This window comes from Streptomyces pseudovenezuelae (assembly GCF_001513955.1).
Taxonomy (GTDB): domain Bacteria; phylum Actinomycetota; class Actinomycetes; order Streptomycetales; family Streptomycetaceae; genus Streptomyces; species Streptomyces pseudovenezuelae.
On sequence record NZ_KQ948144.1, the window covers coordinates 556,020 to 575,044 of the forward strand.

General features: G+C 70.6%; 15 protein-coding genes. 12 read left to right on the top strand and 3 right to left on the bottom strand.

What is annotated here, in order from left to right; translation table 11 throughout:
* Window positions 1-6: 6 nt before the first annotated feature.
* The 6 genes from AQI94_RS02365 (at window position 7) to AQI94_RS02390 (ending at window position 9,718) form a co-directional block, all read left to right on the top strand.
* Window positions 7-1,518: an FG-GAP and VCBS repeat-containing protein gene (locus AQI94_RS02365; RefSeq protein ID WP_031043333.1), complete on the top strand. Its 1,512-nt coding sequence runs from the start codon at window positions 7-9 to the stop codon at window positions 1,516-1,518.
* A 202-nt stretch (window positions 1,519-1,720) separates the two neighbouring features.
* Window positions 1,721-3,271, top strand: coding sequence for an alkaline phosphatase D family protein (locus AQI94_RS02370; protein ID WP_031043330.1), 1,551 nt, complete (start codon window positions 1,721-1,723; stop codon window positions 3,269-3,271).
* A gap of 91 nt (window positions 3,272-3,362) precedes the next feature.
* A complete protein-coding gene (locus tag AQI94_RS45265; RefSeq protein ID WP_031043328.1) occupies window positions 3,363-4,526 on the top strand; it encodes a hypothetical protein in 1,164 nt (387 codons plus the stop codon).
* Between the two features lie 144 nt (window positions 4,527-4,670).
* Window positions 4,671-6,170, top strand: coding sequence for a bifunctional cytidylyltransferase/SDR family oxidoreductase (locus tag AQI94_RS02380; RefSeq protein ID WP_031043325.1), 1,500 nt, complete (start codon window positions 4,671-4,673; stop codon window positions 6,168-6,170).
* Window positions 6,171-6,300: 130 nt separating this feature from the next.
* The gene (locus AQI94_RS02385) at window positions 6,301-8,352 is read left to right on the top strand and encodes a hypothetical protein (protein WP_031043323.1); all 2,052 of its coding nucleotides are present in this window, start codon (window positions 6,301-6,303) and stop codon (window positions 8,350-8,352) included.
* A gap of 163 nt (window positions 8,353-8,515) precedes the next feature.
* Window positions 8,516-9,718, top strand: a complete 1,203-nt coding sequence (locus tag AQI94_RS02390) for a glycosyltransferase family 2 protein (RefSeq protein ID WP_031043320.1) — start codon at window positions 8,516-8,518, stop codon at window positions 9,716-9,718.
* On the opposite strand, the gene AQI94_RS02395 is transcribed toward AQI94_RS02390, so the two are convergent.
* Together AQI94_RS02395 and AQI94_RS02400 are read right to left on the bottom strand one after the other, a co-directional pair.
* The gene (locus tag AQI94_RS02395; protein ID WP_031043317.1) at window positions 9,702-9,986 is read right to left on the bottom strand and encodes a hypothetical protein; all 285 of its coding nucleotides are present in this window, start codon (window positions 9,984-9,986) and stop codon (window positions 9,702-9,704) included. The two genes, AQI94_RS02390 and AQI94_RS02395, sit on opposite strands and share 17 nt — an antisense overlap.
* A 119-nt stretch (window positions 9,987-10,105) precedes the next feature.
* Window positions 10,106-12,091: a membrane protein gene (locus tag AQI94_RS02400; protein WP_037942052.1), complete on the bottom strand. Its 1,986-nt coding sequence runs from the start codon at window positions 12,089-12,091 to the stop codon at window positions 10,106-10,108.
* A gap of 292 nt (window positions 12,092-12,383) precedes the next feature.
* Here AQI94_RS02400 and proB point away from each other — a divergent pair, with 292 nt between their 5' ends.
* From proB to AQI94_RS02425, 5 genes are all read left to right on the top strand, one after another.
* Window positions 12,384-13,490: a glutamate 5-kinase gene (gene proB / locus AQI94_RS02405; RefSeq protein WP_031043312.1), complete on the top strand. Its 1,107-nt coding sequence runs from the start codon at window positions 12,384-12,386 to the stop codon at window positions 13,488-13,490.
* A 178-nt stretch (window positions 13,491-13,668) separates the two neighbouring features.
* Window positions 13,669-14,232: a hypothetical protein gene (locus tag AQI94_RS02410; RefSeq protein WP_107119418.1), complete on the top strand. Its 564-nt coding sequence runs from the start codon at window positions 13,669-13,671 to the stop codon at window positions 14,230-14,232.
* Window positions 14,233-14,322: 90 nt separating this feature from the next.
* Entirely contained in the window at window positions 14,323-15,609 is a 1,287-nt protein-coding gene (locus tag AQI94_RS02415) for a glutamate-5-semialdehyde dehydrogenase (protein ID WP_031051377.1), read from the top strand.
* A gap of 147 nt (window positions 15,610-15,756) precedes the next feature.
* Complete coding sequence (locus AQI94_RS02420; protein WP_031051379.1) at window positions 15,757-16,323, top strand: SCO2584 family spore wall biosynthesis protein; 567 nt, start codon at window positions 15,757-15,759, stop codon at window positions 16,321-16,323.
* 78 nt (window positions 16,324-16,401) lie between these two features.
* The gene (locus AQI94_RS02425; RefSeq protein ID WP_031051381.1) at window positions 16,402-17,469 is read left to right on the top strand and encodes an SCO2583 family membrane protein; all 1,068 of its coding nucleotides are present in this window, start codon (window positions 16,402-16,404) and stop codon (window positions 17,467-17,469) included.
* Between the two features lie 62 nt (window positions 17,470-17,531).
* On the opposite strand, the gene AQI94_RS02430 is transcribed toward AQI94_RS02425, so the two are convergent.
* Window positions 17,532-18,626, bottom strand: coding sequence for a M48 family metallopeptidase (locus AQI94_RS02430; protein ID WP_031051384.1), 1,095 nt, complete (start codon window positions 18,624-18,626; stop codon window positions 17,532-17,534).
* A gap of 146 nt (window positions 18,627-18,772) precedes the next feature.
* Between AQI94_RS02430 and AQI94_RS44950 the strand changes: the two genes are divergently transcribed.
* Window positions 18,773-18,931, top strand: a complete 159-nt coding sequence (locus AQI94_RS44950) for a hypothetical protein (protein WP_031051385.1) — start codon at window positions 18,773-18,775, stop codon at window positions 18,929-18,931.
* Window positions 18,932-19,025 lie beyond the last annotated feature (94 nt).

Sequence of the window (19,025 nt, forward strand, 5' to 3'; positions counted from 1 at the left end):
TGCGGTATGCGCGTTCAACGAAGAGGGTGGCGCTCGGCGCTCGCCGTAGCCCTGGCGCTCGGCGGTGCCGTCGCCCTGCCCGCCGTCGCGGGAGCTTCGCCCCATGAGGTGCGGGACGACTTCAACGGTGACGGTTACGCCGACCTCGCGGTGGCCGCCCCCGACGGAACCGTGGCCGGCAGGGCGAAGGCCGGGTTCGTCGGGGTGCTGTACGGCTCGGCGAGCGGCCTGAGGTCCGCCACGAAGCAGGTGTTCAGCCAGAACAGCGCGGGTGTCCCCGGCGGTTCCGAGGCGGGTGACCGGTTCGGCAGCGCGCTCACCACCGCCGACCTGGACCGGGACGGGTACACGGACCTGGTCGTGGGAGTCGGTGGCGAGAACGGCGGGGCCGGTCTGGTGCAGGTCGTCTGGGGCGGCGCCCGCGGTCTGTCCGGCGGCGCCTCCCTCGCCTCCGGCGCGGCCCGCGACGGGCTCGGCACCAAGGGACACCTCGCGGTGGGGGACGTCGACGGGGACGGGGCGACCGATCTGCTGACCGCGGTGGACCGGTACGGCCTGGTGGCGACCGGCGGCCCCTTCACCCGCTCCGGCGCGGCCACCGGGGAACGCCAGGTGGTCAAGGACCGGTACGACAGCCGCGTCCTCGACCTCGACGTCGGCGACCTCAACGGCGACGGGATCACCGACGTCGTGGCCGCCCAGACCGGAACCGACACCTTCGACTCCCGGCGGATCGCGTACTGGTGGGGCACCAAGGACGGCCTCACGCCCTGGACCCTGGTCTGGGACATCGACGGTGCCGCGCTCCAGGGCGGCGAGAACCTCGCGGTCGGGGACGTGAACCGGGACGGCTACGCCGACATCGTGGTGGGCCGGGCCGTCGACGGCTACGAGAGCGACCATGACGCCTACCGCGCCAAGGGCGGCCGTGTCGACTGGATCCCCGGTACCTCGGGCGCTCCTGACGGAGTGGCGGAGCAGGCCGTCAACCAGGACAGCCCCGGGGTGCCCGGCACCGCCGAGAAGGGCGACGGCTTCGGCACCGACGTGCAGCTCGCGGACGTCGACGGCGACGGCTACCTCGACGTGGTCACCGGTGTGCCCGGCGAGGACCTGGGCCCCGCCACCGCCCCGAACTCCGTCAAGGACGCGGGCGCGGTCGTCGTGCTCAGCGGCCGGGCCGACGGGCTGACCGGGGCCGGCTCCCACCAGGTGGTCACGCAGAACACCACGGGCGTGCCGGGAGCCGCCGAGAAGGGTGACGCCTTCGGCGGGGCCGTCCATGCGGGTGACGCGAACGGCGACGGACTGGCCGATCTCGCGGTCGGCGCGCCCGGCGAGAACGCGGGCGCCGGGTCCGTGTGGTCCTTCCGCTCCCGGGCGCAGTACGTGGTGTCGCCCGGCGGTGTGCCGGTTCCGGCCACCGTCGTTGCGCCGAACGGGACGTTCACCTTCGGCCATACGCTCCTCGGCACCACCGCGGCGAAGGCCCGTCTGGGCTCGGAATTCGCCAACTAGAACCCAAAAGATCGTCAGTCGGCGGTGTCCTGAAGGCCGTTGCGCCGGGATCACGTTCATCATGTGATACCCGAGTCGCAACGGCTCTTCTGTTGTCTACCTATTTGTCATGCACGCGAACACTCTGGTTCAACGCACGGATCACCCCGAAGCGTGAGCTTCCAGGGTGCCCAAAAGGTCAGCGACGTAAGGGAGTTCGCCCATGTACGGAGCAGCATCACCCGGCCGGCGCCGCTTTCTGACCGCCGGCGCCGCCGTGCTCGGCGCCGCCGCCTCCGCCCAGCTGTGGCTGCCGGGCACCGCACGAGCGGCGGAGCCCCCGCTGCCCGACGGAGTGTTCAGCCTCGGCGTGGCCTCCGGCGACCCGCTGCCGGACGGCATCGTGCTGTGGACCCGGCTCGCCCCGGATCCGCTGAACGGCGGAGGCATGCCCGACAGAGTGGTGCCGGTCGAGTGGGAGCTCGCCGAGGACCAGCGCTTCGGCAAGGTCGTCCGCCGCGGCACCGCCCAGGCCCTGCCCGCGTACGGACACAGCGTCCACGTCGACGTACGGGGCCTGCGCGCGGGCCGTACGTACTGGTACCGCTTCCGCGCCGACGGCCAGCTCTCGCGCACCGGCCGCACCCGTACCGCCCCCGCCCGGCACAGCTCCGGCGGCAGCCTCCGGGTCGCGCTCGCCTCCTGCCAGAACTGGCAGCACGGCTACTTCACCCCGTACGCCGACATGCTGGAACAGGACCCGGACTTCGTGCTGTTCGTCGGCGACTACATCTACGAGTCGGCGCCGTCCTCGTCCGGTCCGCGCCGGCACGAGGGCACGGGGGAGCCGTACACCCTCCTGCAGTACCGCAACCGGTACGCCCAGTACCGCACCGACCCGGACCTCGCCGAGATCCACGCGAGCACCCCCTGGGTGGTCACCTTCGACGACCACGAGGTCGACAACGACTGGGCCGGCGAGATCCCGCAGGACCCCGACAAGCAGCCGCACGACGCCTTCGTGGCCCGGATCACCGCCGCCTTCCAGGCGTACTACGAGCACATGCCGGTGCGTGCCACCGCCGTCCCGAACGGCCCGCACATCCAGATGTACCGGCGGCTGGAGTTCGGCCGGCTGGTCCGGCTGAACGTGCTCGACACCCGGCAGTTCCGCAGCGACCAGGTCACCAGCCAGGCGGCCGCGCAGGACCCCTCGCTCACCATGCTCGGCGCCGAGCAGAAGCAGTGGCTGCTCGACGGGCTGCACGGCTCACCGGCCCGCTGGAACCTCATCGCCTCGCAGATCATGATGGCCGAGACGGACATCCTGCCCGGCGAGGGCAAGCTCTGGTACTACGACGCCTGGGACGGCTACCAGGTCGAACGCAATGCCTTCCTGGAGGAGTTCCGGAGCGTGCGCAACCCGGTCGTGCTCTCCGGCGACCGCCACCTCACGATGATCAGCGACCTCAAGGAGGACTACGCCGACCCGTCCTCCCGGGTCGTCGGCGCCGAGTTCGTGGGGACATCCATCTCCAGCAACGGCGACCAGGACCAGGCGGCCTTCCACGCCCAGTGGGACCCGCTGATGGCCGACAACCCGCACTGGAAGTACATCGACGCCCACCGCGGCTACCACCTCTTCGACATCGACCGGTACGGCATCGACGCGCAGGTCAGGGCCGTGGACACGGTGGTCAGGCCGGAGGCGACGACGACCACGCTGGCACAGCTGCGGGTGGACGCGGGCAAACCGGGGGTACGGCCCGCGTGAGCGCGCGTTGCCTGAGAGGGGCATGCTCCTCAGCACAGTCCCACGCTCCTCTCAGGTAACACTCAGGCACTTCTCTTACCGTCCTCTGACTATGGAGACGGACTGTACGAGAGACGACCTTCCGGTGAACGGTGTGACCGCCGCGCTGCCCGTCGGCACGCGCCTGCTGCACATCGGTCCTCACAAGACCGGCACCACCGCCGTCCAGGCCGCGCTGTTCGCGGCGAAGGACCTGCTGCCCGAGCACGGCGTCGTCTTCCCCGCGCACACCAGACACCCCATGGAAGCCGCCCTGGCCGCCTGCGCCAGGCCCGCGATGATGGGCGACACCGCGCCGACCGAGAAGCACTGGACGCGCCTGCTGGAGCAGGTCGGGGCCACCGGCGGGAAGACCTCGGTGATCAGCAGCGAGTTCTTCGCCGACGCCGAGGACGACGACACGATCGCGCGGATCGTCGGGCAGCTCGGCGGGGAGCGCACGCATGTGCTGGTCACCCTGCGGCCGCTGGTGCGGATCATGCCCTCGCAGTGGCAGCAGTACGTGCAGAACGGGCTGCGCATGGGGTACGAGGACTGGCTCACCCACATGCTGCGGAAGGCGCCGTACGAGCAGCCCAACCCCAGCTTCTGGCGCCGCCACCGGCACGACCGGCTCGTCGAGCGCTGGGTGCGGGCGGTCGGTCCGGAGCGGATCACCGTCGTCGTGGTCGACGACCGCGACCGTGGTGGTCTGCTGCGCACTTTCGAACAGCTCCTCGGACTTCCCGGGAATCTCCTCCAGCCCGTCCCGGACACCGCGAATCGTTCTCTTACCCTCGCCGAGACCGAAATGCTGCGGAATCTTAACAAGGAATTCCGCGGCAATGGACTGCCCGACGAGTTGTATTCCAGGCTCGTCCGCAACGGCGCCGTCATGCATATGAAGAACACGTGCAGCCCCTCGCCCGAGGACGTGAAGATCCTCACTCCGGAGTGGGCCGTGGAAGCCGCCGCCGGGATCGGCGCCGACATGGCCCGGAACATCGCGGGCACCGGCGTGCGGATCGTCGGTGACCCAGGTCTCCTGTCCGCGGTACCGAAGGCGCCCGCGCCGGCCGGGATCCCCGCGCCGCGGATCTCCCCCGAGGTGGCGGCCCAGGCGCTGTACGGGGCGCTCGCCTCGGCGGCCGGGGCGCGTACGGTGCACCAGACGTCGTCGAAGGAACTGATGCGGGTACTGGGTCACCGGTGTCTGAAGAAGCTGCGCCGACGCTGAACTCCCGGACGGTCACCGTTACCGGCAGTGCAAGATGAATGACAGGTAGCGCGTACATATGCAGCGAACGGCGGTCACCTTGCACAGCGGTAACCGCAAGTGGGACCATTTCCCCGTTCCCTGTCGCCCCGAGGTAGGTCTTCTGTGTCCCAGCACATCGCCAAGCCCCGTACCACCGCAGTGATCCTGGCCGGTGGTACCGGTCAGCGCGTGGGTCTCTCGATCCCCAAGCAGCTGCTGAAGATCGCCGGCAAGGCAGTCATCGAGCACACCCTGACCACCTTTGAGAAGGCCGACTCCATCGACGACATCATCGTCCTGATGGCGCCGGGCTACGTTCCGGACATAGAGAAGATCGTGGCCAAGGCCGGTTTCCGGAAGGTCAGGAAGATCATCGAGGGTGGCACCACCCGGAACGAGACCACCGAGCGCGCCATCGCGGCCCTCGGCGAGGGCCTGGCCGAGGGTGAGGACGTCAACGTCCTGTTCCACGACGCCGTACGCCCGCTGCTCTCGCGGCGTGTGATCGACGACTGCGTGGTCGCCCTGGAGCGCTACCAGGCCGTCGACGTCGCCATCCCGTCCGCGGACACCATCATCGTCACGCGCAAGCACGGTGACGACGGCGAGTTCATCACCGAGATCCCGGACCGCTCCCGGCTGCGCCGCGGCCAGACCCCGCAGGCCTTCAAGCTGTCCACCATCAAGCGCGCCTACGAGGTCGCCGCCGGTGACCCCAACTTCCAGGCCACGGACGACTGTTCGGTCGTGCTCAAGTACCTGCCGGACGTGCCGATCCACGTCGTCGCGGGTGACGAGTACAACATGAAGGTCACCCAGCCCGTCGACGTCTTCATCGCCGACAAGCTCTTCCAGCTCGCCTCGACCGCCGCTCCCGAGCAGGTCAGCGACGACGCGTACCGCGAGCTGCTCACCGGCAAGACCATCGTCGTCTTCGGCGGCTCCTACGGCATCGGCAAGGACATCGGCGAACTCGCCGAGGCCTACGGCGCCAAGGTGTACGCGCTCGGCCGCTCCACCACCGGCACCCACGTGGAGAACCCGGAGGAGGTCGACGACGCGCTGTCCAAGGCGTACGCCGAGACCGGGCGCATCGACTACGTCGTCAACACCGCGGGCGTGCTGCGCATCGGCAAGCTGGCGGAGACCGACAACGCCACCATCGAGGAGGCGCTGAAGGTCAACTACCTGGCCCCGGTGCAGATCGCGCGCTCCTCGTACAAGTACCTGGCGGAGACCAAGGGCCAGCTGCTGCTGTACACCTCCAGCAGCTACACCCGCGGCCGCGCCGAGTACAGCCTGTACTCCTCGACCAAGGCGGCGATGGTCAACCTCACGCAGGCCCTGTCCGACGAATGGGCGGGTGAAGGCGTCCGGGTGAACTGCATCAACCCCGAGCGCACCGCCACGCCCATGCGCACCAAGGCCTTCGGCCAGGAGCCCGCGGGCAGCCTGCTGTCCTCCGAGGCGGTGGCCCGCACCTCGCTCGACGTGCTGCTCTCCGAGCTGACCGGGCATGTCATCGACGTCCGCCAGCAGGACCCGACGGCCTCCGCGGGCCAGGCCTCCGGCTTCGAGGCCGCGCTGGCCAGTGTTCTGGACCGTCAGGACGGCGTGGCATAATCAGGGACAATTAGTTTTCGGTAAATTCAGGCCTCTGTGGCTGCCCGTTCCTGGTGCATTCACAGGGGCCTGAAGCCTTAAGCACCGTTAATTCGTAAACAACCGGCATCCCTCCCAGAGCAGGTTTTCAGTGATAAGCACCGCTATTCGCGTCGCCCGGGTGGGCAGCGCGGCCGAGCTGGCCGCGGCGGTCCTCATGCTGGCGGGCTTCCCCGCCATAATGGTGGCCGCGCTCATCCCGAGCGTCCCCGCCTTCGCGGCCGCGACCGCCGTCACGTACCTTGCGGACCACTATCTGCACCGCCAGGGCAGTTATCTGATCAACCGCCTCAGCAAGGTGCGCGCCGGACTGTCGATCCGCTTCCTGATCAGACAGCTCCTGCTGATCCTGCTGCTGGCCCGGCTCGACCTCTCCAACAACCTGATCTTCTACGGGGCCACCGCCTGCTTCATCGCGTTCTACGGCCTCCAGGCCCCGCACGGCGCGCTGGTCACCCTGATCCGCAACCGCCGCCGGCTCCCGGTCGCCACCCGCAACGTCGACCTGGCCTCCCGCATCCGCATCCCGGACGCCCCGCCGATGGGACTGCTGAACCGGTCGGCCGAGAAGATGCTCCACCTCGACCTCGCGGCCGTGGTCGGCATACTCGTCGCCGCCGCGATGGACTCGGCGCTGCCGGGCTTCATCGGCATCGGCGTGACGATAGTGCTCGGCTCCCTGTACGTCCTCGCGCTGATGCCGTACGTGCGGGGCAAGAAGGTCCCGCCGAACGCCGACAAGGTGCTCGCCAAGGTCGACGAGTGGCTGCGCGACTACCAGCCGGAGACGGTCCTCTACTTCTCCGGCTCCAAGGACTCCGTCTACCAGGTCAACATGTGGCTGGAGACCATGGAGCAGCTGGACTCCCGGCCGCTGATCATCCTGCGTGAGCGCGTCATCCTCCAGAACCTCGCGCCCACCACGGTCCCCGTCATCTGCGTGCCCGGAGGGGTGCACCTGATGAACATGGACCTGTCCTCGGTGCGGGTCGCGCTGTACGCGGCGAACGTCGGCAAGAACATCCACCTGCTGCGCGTGCCCACCATGAAGCACGTCTTCATCGGCCACGGCGACAGCGACAAGCTGGCGAGCGTCAACCCGTTCAGCAAGGCGTACGACGAGGTGTGGGTGGCCGGCCGGGCCGGTCGCGACCGCTACGCCATCGCCGACGTCGGTGTCCGCGACGAGGACATCGTCGAGGTGGGCCGCCCGCAGCTGGCCCCGATCCAGAACGGGCAGGGTGTACCCGAGAGCCGGATGCCGACCGTGCTCTACGCCCCCACCTGGGAGGGCTGGGACGGCAACCCGGGCAACACCTCGCTGATGCTGGCCGGCGAGAACATCGTGAAGAAGCTGCTGGCGGCCGACCCGCCGGTCCGTGTCCTCTACAAGCCGCACCCCTTCACCGGCACGGTCCTGCCCAAGGCGGGCGCCGCGCACCAGAAGGTCACCGCGCTGATCGAGAAGGCCACCGCCGAGCGCGCCACGGACCCCCGCTTCCAGGCCGACGCGACCGCGGCGGCCGCCGCCAAGGCCGAGCTCGCCCGCATCGAGGCGCGGCTCGCCGTCCTGGTCGGCAGCGGCGGCGAGAAGGGCGACGAGGCCGAGGCCACCCGTGACGGTGTGGTCGACGTGGCCAAGTACGAGGAGATCGCCCGGCTGCGCGGCGAGTGGAACGACGCGTACTGGCGCTCCTTCCCGGTGTGGGAGCACCGCGTGGTCACGGGCGCCGAACCGCGGCTGTACGACTGCTTCAACGTCTCCGACGCGATGGTCTCCGACATCTCCAGCGTGGTCTCCGACTTCATCGCGAGCGGCAAGCCGTACGCGGTCACGGACTCCGCGGAGCTGGGCGTGGAGGAGTTCAAGCGGCAGAACACCGCGGTGCGGGCCGCCACGATCCTGTCCAACAAGGCCGCCGAGCTGGGCGAGCTGCTGGGCGCGGTCCGCGACCCGGCGGCCGACCTGCTGGCCGAGGACCGGGTGGAGCTCAAGCAGTACCTGCTCGGCCCGGACGAGCCCACGTCCATCGAGCAGTTCAACACCGCGGTGGCCAACCTCGCGATCAAGGCCGAGGCGCGCAACGTCGGCCAGGAGTCACGGGCGGCCACCTCCGCGGCGGAGGCCACGACCAAGGCCTGACCTCCCCTTCGTAAAGAAAGGGCCCGGTTTTCGGGGGTGATCCCGAAAACCGGGCCCTTCGCGCGTATATCCCAGTGCCGGAAGCAACTTTCTCCCTCGTCCGGCCGTCTAGGGGATTGCCCCTGAGCGGATCTGGGGGAAACAGACCGTTACTGGGGGAGAAGTGACCGTTGCGCAACCTGATGTGACCGTGGTCATCGGGGCCTACGAGGCGATGCCGTACCTGGTCGACTGTCTGGCCTCCGTCGAGGCGCAGACGATCGGTCACGAGCGCATCGAGCGCATCGAGGTCATCGCGGTCGACGACGGCTCGGCGGACGGCACCGGGGAGTACCTGGAGGAGTTCGCCGCGCGCACCTCCCTCGACGTCACGGTGATCCGCCAGGACAACTCCGGCGGCCCCAGCGGCCCGCGCAACGTCGGCCTGGGCAAGGCGAGGGGGCGGTACGTCTTCTTCCTCGACGCCGACGACCGGCTCGGCCCCGAGGCCCTTGACCGGATGGTCGCGATGGCCGACCGCAACGGCACGGACGTCGTCCTCGGCCGGGTCGAGGGCGTCAACCGCAAGCCGCCGACGTCGATGTGGGGGCAGACCCTGGAGCGCACCGACGTCTTCTCCTCCAACATCAAGTTCACGCTGAGCGCGCAGAAGCTGTTCCGCCGGGAGTTCCTCGAACGGCACAGCATGCGCTTCGACGAGTCCCTGTGGACGGGCGAGGACGCCCTTTTCACCATGGAGGCCTATCTGCGGGCCGACGGCGTCTCCGTGATCGCCGACCACACCTGCTACTACCTGGTGGGCCGTGAGGACGGCAAGCACGTCACCAAGACCGGCAGCCACACCCTGCGCTTCGACTCCGCGCGGGCCCTGATGAACCTGATCGCCGACATGGTCCCGGCGGGCGCCCGCCGCGACGCGCTGATGGTGCGCCCCTTCCTCGTCACGCTGCTCCCGCAGTTCGGCCCGAGGTTCCTCAAGGACGACGAGGCGGTCCGTCAGGAGAAGCTGGAGCTCGCGAGGCCCCTGGTGGACGCCTACTGGACCGGCGAGGTGGCCCACCGCCTCCGCGTCCACGAGCGTCTGCGGCTCCAGCTGGTGGCGATGGACCGCCCCGACCTCCTGGTGGAGGTCCTGGAGTTCATGAGGGCGAAGAAGAGCCCTCAGCCGGTGCTGGAGAAGGGCGGGCGCCGGGTGTATCTCGCCTACCCGTTCTTCCGCGACGGGTCGACGGGCCTGTCCGACTCCGTCTACCTGGCCGAGCCGCGCGAGGCCCGGGAGGTGCCGGGCTACCGGGAGGTCGGCGTCGACCAGTTGCTGCGGCGGGCGGTCCGCAAGGCGCGCAGGGTGCTCACCCCGGCAGTGTGAGCGCCCCCGAGGCGCCCGCGGTCTCCTCGTCCCGCCGCTGCCCCTTGGCGAACAGGGACACCATGCCGCGCTGCCAGCGGTGCAGGACGCCCTCGACGGCCAGGGAGGCGGCCGTCGCGGCGAGCAGCAGCGGGACGTGCGGACGCAGGGCGGCGACGGCCTGGGCGACGACGGCGGCTGCCAGGACGGCGGCGACGAGCGCTCTCGTCGCGGTCTGCCGGCCCGGCAGCCGCAGCGCGGACCGGAGGCTGGGGAGGCGTTTTCGCACGGGGGACACTCCAGGGTCGTCGCGAGACGGACGCCCTGGTCAACGCGAGCCGGCCTCCGGACGACACTCGGGTGTCCTCGGCCCGGCCCGGCGGGGAGACGCCGGGCGCGGGGGTGCCGTCACGCGAGCGGGGCCAGGAGGTCCTCGGCGCGTTCCGCCGTCGACCGGTCGGCCAGATCGTTGACGGCCGCGTTGAACCGCTCCATGGAGGTCGGGTGGTCCGGCCCGAGGACGTACTCCTTGAGGGTGCGGCGCTGGGCGGCCATCGGGTCGTGGTGGGGGGCGCGGACCGAGCGCAGGATCTCGGGCAGCCGGGTGCAGGCGCGGTCGAGCAGATAGGCGCCGCCCGCGGTGGTGTAGGCGGCCCGGAACTCCTCGTCGGACAGGTCCTGCGCGTTGGTCAGGACGTACGGCTTGAGGCTGGCCACGAAGTCGGCGACCACCGAGGAGACGTCGCTGACGAGGAGGTCCGCCTGGTTGAAGCACTCGTACAGGGTGGGGAGCTGTTCGAGGATCACGTGGTGCCGGGCGCCGCTCCGGCTCGCCCAGAAGATCCGGTGCCACTCGTCCCGCAGCTCCTGCCACTCGGCCGTGCCGTCCCCGTCCGGGACCCGCGCGTCCCGCAACTGCTGGGCGTCGTCGCCCTCGTGGCGGCCGGACATCTCGTCCAGCCGGGCCCGGATCTCCTGGAGCCGGGTGCGCGCGGCCTCCGCGACCTTCTCCTCGTCGCCCCGCAGCAGCTCCCTGATGGTCCGGTCCGCGGCGGCCGCCTCCGGCGAGCGCTTGCCGGTGAGGGGGTGCGGCTTGTAGATGATCCGCACGTTCTCCGCGAGGAGCCCCTCGATCAGCGGTACGCCCATCGGGATCAGGGAGGTGTGGCAGTCGTCGTCGCTCCAGCCCTCCCAGGTGGGCGCGTAGAGGACGACGGGAACCGGGCCGGGGACGTGCTCGGCGTGCGAGCGGACCGGGGCCAGCTGCGGGCGGCCCACCTCGACGATGGCCCCGTCGCTGATGGCGTGCCGCACCCGCTGGTAGCGGTCCCGGCCCGCCTTTCCGGCCACCCAGATCTCGTCGTACACCTTGCTGACGCGGTTGCTGCTGGCGAGCTTGTCGCTGTCGCCGTGGCCGATGAAGACGTGCTTGGCCTCGGCGACCCGCAGCATGTGGACGTTCTTGCCGGCGTTGCCGGGGTAGAGCACGACCTGGACGCCGGACAGGTCCAGCTCGGCCAGGTCGTCGGCCTTGGGCACGCAGACCACGGGGACGCGGGTGCGGGCCAGGAAGCGGAACGAGGCCCGCTCGCGCAGCACGATCACCGGGCGGCGGTCGAGCTGCTCCAGTGTCTCGATCCACATGTTGACCTGGTACATGAAGTCCCGGGACACCGCGGCGAAGCTGAAGTACAGGGCCACCTCGGGCCGGTACGCGGCCAGTTGGCGGTTGACCTCGCCGATCACCGCGTCCCGGCGGGGCATCCGGCGCACCGCGCGGAACTGTCCCAGCAGGGCTGCGAGGGCGACCGTGGCGGCGCCGATCGTCAGCGCGTAACCGGCGTAGGCCGCGTACCAGGTGCCGGTGGCCAGCGCGACGATCAGCCCCGCGTGGGCGGGCAGGTCGAGGTGGAGCAGCTTGCGCAGGAAACGCCGGTAGAGCCAGGCGGGCGGGTGTGCGGGTATGTCGATCCCGCTCATGTCGAGATTGCGCACGATCACCGGCAGCACGCGCCGCCTGCGGATCGCGTGATGCAGCGCCGAATACAACATCACCAGCAGGAAATGGGCGCTGAGAACGGCGAGCCCGGTGATCAGCACCGCGTCCGGAGCGTCGGTCCGGTCGGCCAGGGCGAGCAGCATCACCGTCCGCACGGCGAACCGCATCGTGCGGCTGAGCTGCAGTGTCGCCAGGCGGCGGACGAATCCCGGGGCCCTGCTGTGCAGGGCCTCGTCCGCCACATACGTCACGGCCCACGCCACCGTGAAGCCCCACAGGGACGGCAGCAGCGCCAGCACGGGAAGCGCCGCGAAACCGGCGGCGAAAAGGATCACCAGGAGAAGTTCGGTTTTCCCGCTGACGCGCAGGACCGCGCACAACCGACGGATCGTCATGGGCAGGACTTTCTCGAGCTACGGCAATGACCTTGATGTCGGCCAGTTCGACACGAGCAAGAGGTGAATGGTTGTACACCCTGTGGTCGAAAAGAATTCACTTCTGATTAATGGGACGGTGTAATTCCGTTTTCCTCGGACCGGGAACCGGAGCGGCCCCCGAGGGCGTCCGGTATCGGGTCCGGGGGCTGGACGGATGCGCGTCGCCGCGTCCCCTTCGCGTACATTGCGGACGAGGTACCCACAGTGGCGCGAGGGGACAGGACACAAGGTGGCAGGGGCAAGGCAGGCCGTGGGCGAGGCCCGCAGGATCGTCGTCAAGGTCGGTTCCTCGTCGCTGACCACCGCCACCGGCGGCCTCGACGCCGACCGGGTCGACGCGCTCGTCGACGTCCTCGCCAAGAGCCGCAGCGGAGGAGAGAGGGAGATCGTCCTCGTCTCCTCCGGTGCCATCGCCGCCGGACTGGCCCCGCTGGGGCTGCGCCGCCGCCCCCGGGACCTCGCCCGCCAGCAGGCGGCCGCCAGCGTCGGCCAGGGCCTGCTCGTCGCCCGCTACACCGCCTCCTTCGCCCGCTACGGCGTCCGCGTCGGCCAGATCCTGCTGACCAGCGACGACATGAGCCGCCGCGCCCACCACCGCAACGCCTCCCGCACCCTCGACAAGCTCCTCGCGATGGGCGCCCTGCCGATCGTCAACGAGAACGACACCGTCGCCACCGACGAGATCCGCTTCGGCGACAACGACCGGCTGGCCGCCCTGGTGGCCCATCTGGTCCACGCCGACCTGCTCGTCCTGCTCTCCGACATCGACGGCGTCTACGACGGCGACCCGAGCAAGCCGGGGACCTCGCGGATAGCCGAAGTGCGCGGGCCCGGGGACCTGGCGGGCGTCGAGATCGGCAGCGCCGGCAAGGCGGGCGTCGGCACCGGCGGCATGGTCACCAAGGTCGAGGCGGCCCGGATCGCGGCCGCCGCGGGCATCCCCGTGGTGCTGACCAGCGCGGTCCACGCGGCCGAGGCGCTGTCCGGCGGCGACACCGGCACCTACTTCCACCCCGCCGGCAAGCGCTCCGCCGACCGGCTGCTGTGGCTCCAGCACGCCTCCACCCCGCAGGGCGCGCTGATCCTGGACGACGGCGCGGTCAAGGCGGTCGTCGACCGCCGCACCTCGCTGCTGCCCGCCGGGATCGCCTCCGTCGAGGGCGAGTTCGTCGCCGGCGACCCGGTCGAACTGCGGGACGGCACCGGGCACGCCGTGGCCCGGGGGCTCGTCAACTTCGACGCCAAGGAGATCCCGCGGCTCATCGGCCGCTCCACCCGGGAGCTGGCGCGCGAGCTGGGGCCGGCCTACGAGCGGGAGGTCGTCCACCGGGACGATCTGGTGCTCCTGCACCCCTGAGGACCGCCCGGCGGGGCACGGTGTGCCCGAAAACGGGGTGAACGCCCTGCCAAGACGGTCGCCCTGAGGTGGACGTTCCGCAAAACCGCCCCACGAGCCCTTGCGGCCTGCTCAACTTTGTCCCAGGGACACATTCCGCCCGACCCGTGGGGTCGACGTGTGCATGAAGGAGGCCGTCGTGAGACGAGTGCGCCCTGGGGCGACCGCGTCCCGCGCTGGTGCGGCGGCTTCCCGCGGCGGATCCGGTCCCCCCGCGGGGACCGTGGCCCGGGCGGCCGGCGGCTCACCGGCCCCGGCCGCGGGCGAGGCCGGCGGCCCGGCCCCCCGGGCGGCCGGTGAGGAGCGCGCCCTGACGAGCGTCGCGGCCGGCGACCGGTACCAGGGCGAGGAGCCCCGGGACCTGCCGCGCCTGTGGCATGTCACCCTCAGCGTCTCCGGCGAGGAGGCCCCGCTGAAAGAGGTCCGGCGCGCCCTCGAACAGCTCGCCCACGACCACCCCTTCTTCCTGACCAGCCGCTACGCCAACGACCACGCGGAGATCCGCTACTGGGAGGAGGCCCGCGACCTGCACGACGCGGCCGCCGTCGCCCTGCGCCTGTGGGGCGAGCACCGGCAGACCGCGGGACTGCCGCCCTGGGAGATCGTCGGCCTGGAGGTCATCGACCGCCAGACCTACCACCAGCGCATCGCCGAGGGGTACGGTCCGCCGCCCGCCTCACCGGTCGGGGTCCACCCGTTCTGATCCCCCGGCCCGTGACGATGTCCCTTTGATCCCGTCTCGCGCTGTGGAACAAGCGGTGGACGCCCCCGGTCGGCGCACTACCCTTCCGGTATGACCTCGCTCTCGCCGTACGACTCCATGACCCCGGTCGTCCAGGCCGCCTACCGGGCCAAGGCCGCCGCCGCCGACCTCGCCCCGCTGCCCAGGGCCGAGAAGGACGACGCGCTGCTCGCCATCGCGGACGCCCTGGAGGTCCGTACCAGCGAGATCGTCGAGGCCAACGCCAAGGACATCGCCAAGGCCCGCGAGGCCGGCACCAGCGAGTCGATCATCGACCGGCTGACCCTCACCCCGGAGCGGGTGCGCGCCATCGCCTCCGACGTCCGGGACGTGGTGGCCCTGCCCGACCCGGTCGGCGAGGTCGTGCGCGGCTCGACCCTGCCCAACGGCATCGACCTGCGCCAGGTCCGCGTCCCGCTCGGTGTGGTCGGCATCATCTACGAGGCCCGCCCGAACGTCACGGTCGACGCCGCCGCCCTGTGCCTGAAGTCCGGCAACGCCGTCCTGCTGCGCGGCTCGGCCTCCGCGTACGAGTCGAACACCGCCCTCGTACGGGTCCTGCGCGATGCCGTGGGCGGCGCCGGGCTGCCCGCCGACGCGATCCAGCTCGTGCCCGGCCAGTCCCGCGAGAGCGTGCAGGAGCTGATGCGCGCCCGCGGCCTGGTCGACGTGCTCATCCCGCGCGGCGGCGCCTCGCTGATCCAGACCGTGGTGACGGAGTCGATCGTCCCCGTCATCGAGACCGGCACCGGCAACTGCCACGTCTACGTCGACGCCCAGGCCGACCTCGACATGGCGATCGACATCCTGATCAACTCCAAGGCCTCGCGGGTCAGCGTCTGCAATGCTGCCGAGACCCTCCTGGTCCACCAGGACATCGCCCCCGAGTTCCTGCCGCGCGCCCTGGACGCCCTCGCCGAGGCGGGGGTGACCGTCCACGCCGACCCGCGCGTGCTGGCGTACGCGAAGGACACCAAGGCGACCGTCGTCGAGGCCACCCTGGAGGACTGGGACACCGAGTACCTCTCCTACGACATCGCCGCCGCCGTCGTCGACTCCCTCGACAAGGCCGTCGAGCACATCCGGCTGTGGACCTCCGGCCACACCGAGGCCATCGTCACCACCTCCCAGCAGGCCGCCCGCCGCTTCACCCAGCTGGTCGACTCCACGACCGTCGCGGTCAACGCCTCCACCCGCTTCACCGACGGCGGCCAGTTCGGCTTCGGCGCGGAGATCGGCATCTCCACGCAGAAGCTGCACGCGCGGGGCCCGATGGGCCTGCCGGAGCTCACCAGCACCAAGTACATCGTCACCGGCGACGGTCACATCCGCCGCTGAAAAGGGGCGCCAGGGGGCGCGCGGCCAGGGCATATGCACCCGGCAGGCGCCCCGGCCCGCTTCCGTGGCGCATGAGAGGTGTCTCATACGGCGGATGAATTTCCATACCGTCTGCCCAAATTGACCCCCCAGGTCTACTCTGGAAGCGTGCCGGAGGACGTGGGGGGCACGCCGTTCCCTGACGGCTGGGAGCCCGACGACGACCACGACCGCGGGGTGTCGGACGAAGAGTTCGCCTCCGTGGTCTTCGACGAGGCCTTCGTACGGGCGGCCGTGGTGCACGAGCCGACCGCCGTCGAGCGCCTCCTGGCCGCGGCCCAGGCCAGAGCGGAGGCCTCGGAGGCCGAGGCCCGCCGCGCCCGCCCCAGAGCCGAGCGCTACGACGACGGCTTCGGACCCGGCGGTTTCGGCCATGATCCCGAACTCGACGACCTGGACGACACCGAGATCCTCGAAGGCCGCTACGGCGCCCCGGGGACCTACGGCAAACAGGTCCGCTGGCACCGCCCCGTCGCCTGGATGCTCGCCCTCGTGATGGGCATCGGCATGGTCGCGCTGGCCTTCACCGCGGTCTACCGGGGTTCCTCCTCCGGCAGCCGCGACCGGGTTCCGCCGCCCGCCTCGACCGGCCTGGAGCAGGGGAGCACGGTGACGCCCTCGGCGTCCGCCGACTACTCCCAGCCAGCCGCCTCCGCGGTCCCGCGCACGCCCTGACCCTCCTGGTGAGAACCTGTCAGAACTTGTCGCACAGCGGGGCGTTTATGCGAGCTCCCCGAGACCTACCCTGAAGATATGGGAGGGCCAGGAGACCCACCTGAGGGGACACCCGAGGGCGGCCCCGTGGGTGGTGAGGACGAGTACCGATCCGTCGTCTTCGACGAGTCGTTCGTCCGCGCTGCCCGCCTTCAGGAGTACTCCGCGCAGGAGCGCATGTCCGACCACGCGCCCGCCGTCCGCCGCCGCCCGCCGCTGCGCCGGGGACTGTCCCGGCAGGCGCTGATCCTGGTCCTGCTGATCGCCGTCGCCTTCGGCACCGCGATCTACATGGGGGTACGGCACCCCTACCAGAACGCCACGATCCGGCAGCCCGTCGAACCCCTGCGGATGACCGTCATCCCGCTGGCCCCCGAGGGCCGGGTCCCGGGTCACGCCGACGCCGAGTACCTGTACGAGCACAGCCCGGCCGCCCAGTTCCGCGTCGGCGCCGAGGGCATCCCGCTGCCGGCCTCCCGCCGCACCGCGCACTTCTCCGACAGCCAGGTCGTGTCCGCGCTGACCACCGCGAAGGACTACATCGTGCGGTCCTCCCTCGACCCGGACGTCCTCGCCGGCGACCAGGTCCGCGCCGTGCGGGTGCTCCTGGACACGGACCAACTCGACCAGTTCGACCAGAGTTTCGCCCACCCGGCCGCCGACGGTCGGCACGCCCCGACCGGGTGGCTGGTGCGCTTCGACCCCGCCGAGGCGCGGCTGGCCGACGGCAGGATCCGGGTACAGGGGAGTCTCCAGGCCGCCGAGACCGACTCGTCGACGCTGGAGGTCACCGCGGACCACACGTTCGTGTACGCGCTGCGAGCGGCCGGCGCGGCGGCCTCCGAGGTGTCGCTGTTCACCGTCCGGCGTGAGCTGCACTTCCGGTTCGACCGGGACGATCTGCGGATGCACACGGCCCAGCTGGTGGTGTCGTACGTCCAGGCCGGGCCGCTGTCCTGCGCCGAGGACTCCACGAACCGGCTGCACCCCCTACTGGCCGGGCGGACCGCGAAGGCCGGCGGGCCGGCGGGCACGGATCCCTACGCCACCGGCAGTGCCACGGCCCTGTGCGGGTCCCTGGCCACCAGCGCGCAGCCGAGAGTGTGACGGCGCCGGGGGTGCGTCGTCGGCCGCCGGTCCGGTGAAGGCCCGCCGCACCCCGGGGAGTCTCAGCCCCCCTCGTTGTCCCGAGGCGCGTCCGTCGGGGGCTCGTCCTCCCTCGGGTTCGAGAAGCCGCCGAAGCCCCTGCGCACCCTGCCGCCCAGGTCGCCCGCCCCGCCCGCGATGTCGCTGACCAGCTTCATCAGGGGGTCCTTGGAGCTCTTGACGTTGGTCGCGTAGCTCGCCGCCGACTCGCGGAAGGAGTCCGTGACCGAGGTGTCCTTGTCCTCCGTGCGGCGCGGGTAGTGGCCGTCCATGATCCGCTGGTAGTCGCGGGACTCGGCCCACTTCTTCAGCTCGGCCGCCCGCACGGTGGTGAAGGGGTGGGAGCGCGGCAGGACGTTCAGGATCTTGAGCACGGAGTCGCGCAGGTCACCGCCGGCCTCGTACTCCTCGGCCTGCTTCAGGAACGCGTCCACGTTCATCTCGTGCAGATGGTGACCGCCGGCCAGCTTCATCAGGCCGCGCATCGAGGCCCGCAGGTCCTGGCCGACCAGGAGGCCCGCCCGGTCCGCCGACAGCTCCGACTTGCGGAACCACTCGCGCAGCGCGGTCACGATCGCCATGATCGCGAGGTTGCCCAGCGGGATCCACGCCACCCTGAGGGCGAGGCTGGTCAGGAACAGCAGGATGGTCCGGTAGACCGAGTGGCCGGAGAGGGCGTGGCCCACCTCGTGGCCGACGACCGCCCGCATCTCCTCCTCGTCGAGCAGGTCGACCAGACCCGTGGTGACCACGATGATCGGCTCGTCCAGGCCGATGCACATCGCGTTGGGCTGCGGGTCCTGGGTGACGTACATCGGCGGGACCTTCTCCAGGTCCAGGATGTAACAGGCGTCCCGCAGCATGTCGTTGAGGTACGCGAACTGCTGGTCGGAGACGCGCACCGAGTCGGACAGGAACAGCAGCCGCAGGCTCCGCTCGGGGAGCAGGCCGCTGAGCGCCTTGAAGACCGTGTCGAATCCGCTCAGCTTGCGCAGCGCCACCAGGGCGGAGCGGTCGGCGGGGTGCTCGTACGCACGCGAGGAGATACCCGGGAAACGCCTGCGCTGCCTGCTCGGCACGTTCTCGTGGCCGTTCTCGTGGTGGCCGTCGTCGGACATGTCTTCCCCCATGTGCGTCTTTGGCTGTGCCTCTTCGGCCGCTGTGGTCCTTTGCGGACCCTTGTGCGGCCCTTTGCGCCCCCGAAGCAGAGCCCAGCCTAGGCGGATATAGCGTGGACCGGCAGTACAGCGAAGGAGTCCACGACATGGAGCACACCCGGGCCGCCTGGCTCACCGGGGCAGCGAACGCCGCCGAGCAGCAAGGGGCCGGAAATCTGCTCCGGGTGGTACTGATCGTGATGTTCCTGGGCTGTGCGTTCACCGCGTGGTTCCTGCTGCGGGGGTACAAGCGGAAGGACGACTGACGAAGGGCGAAGGTTCCCCGCCGTCCCCCAACGGTGGAGTCGGCGTGATGGCCCTCACCGCGCCCGCTTACGATGGGCCGACGTCTTTATCCCG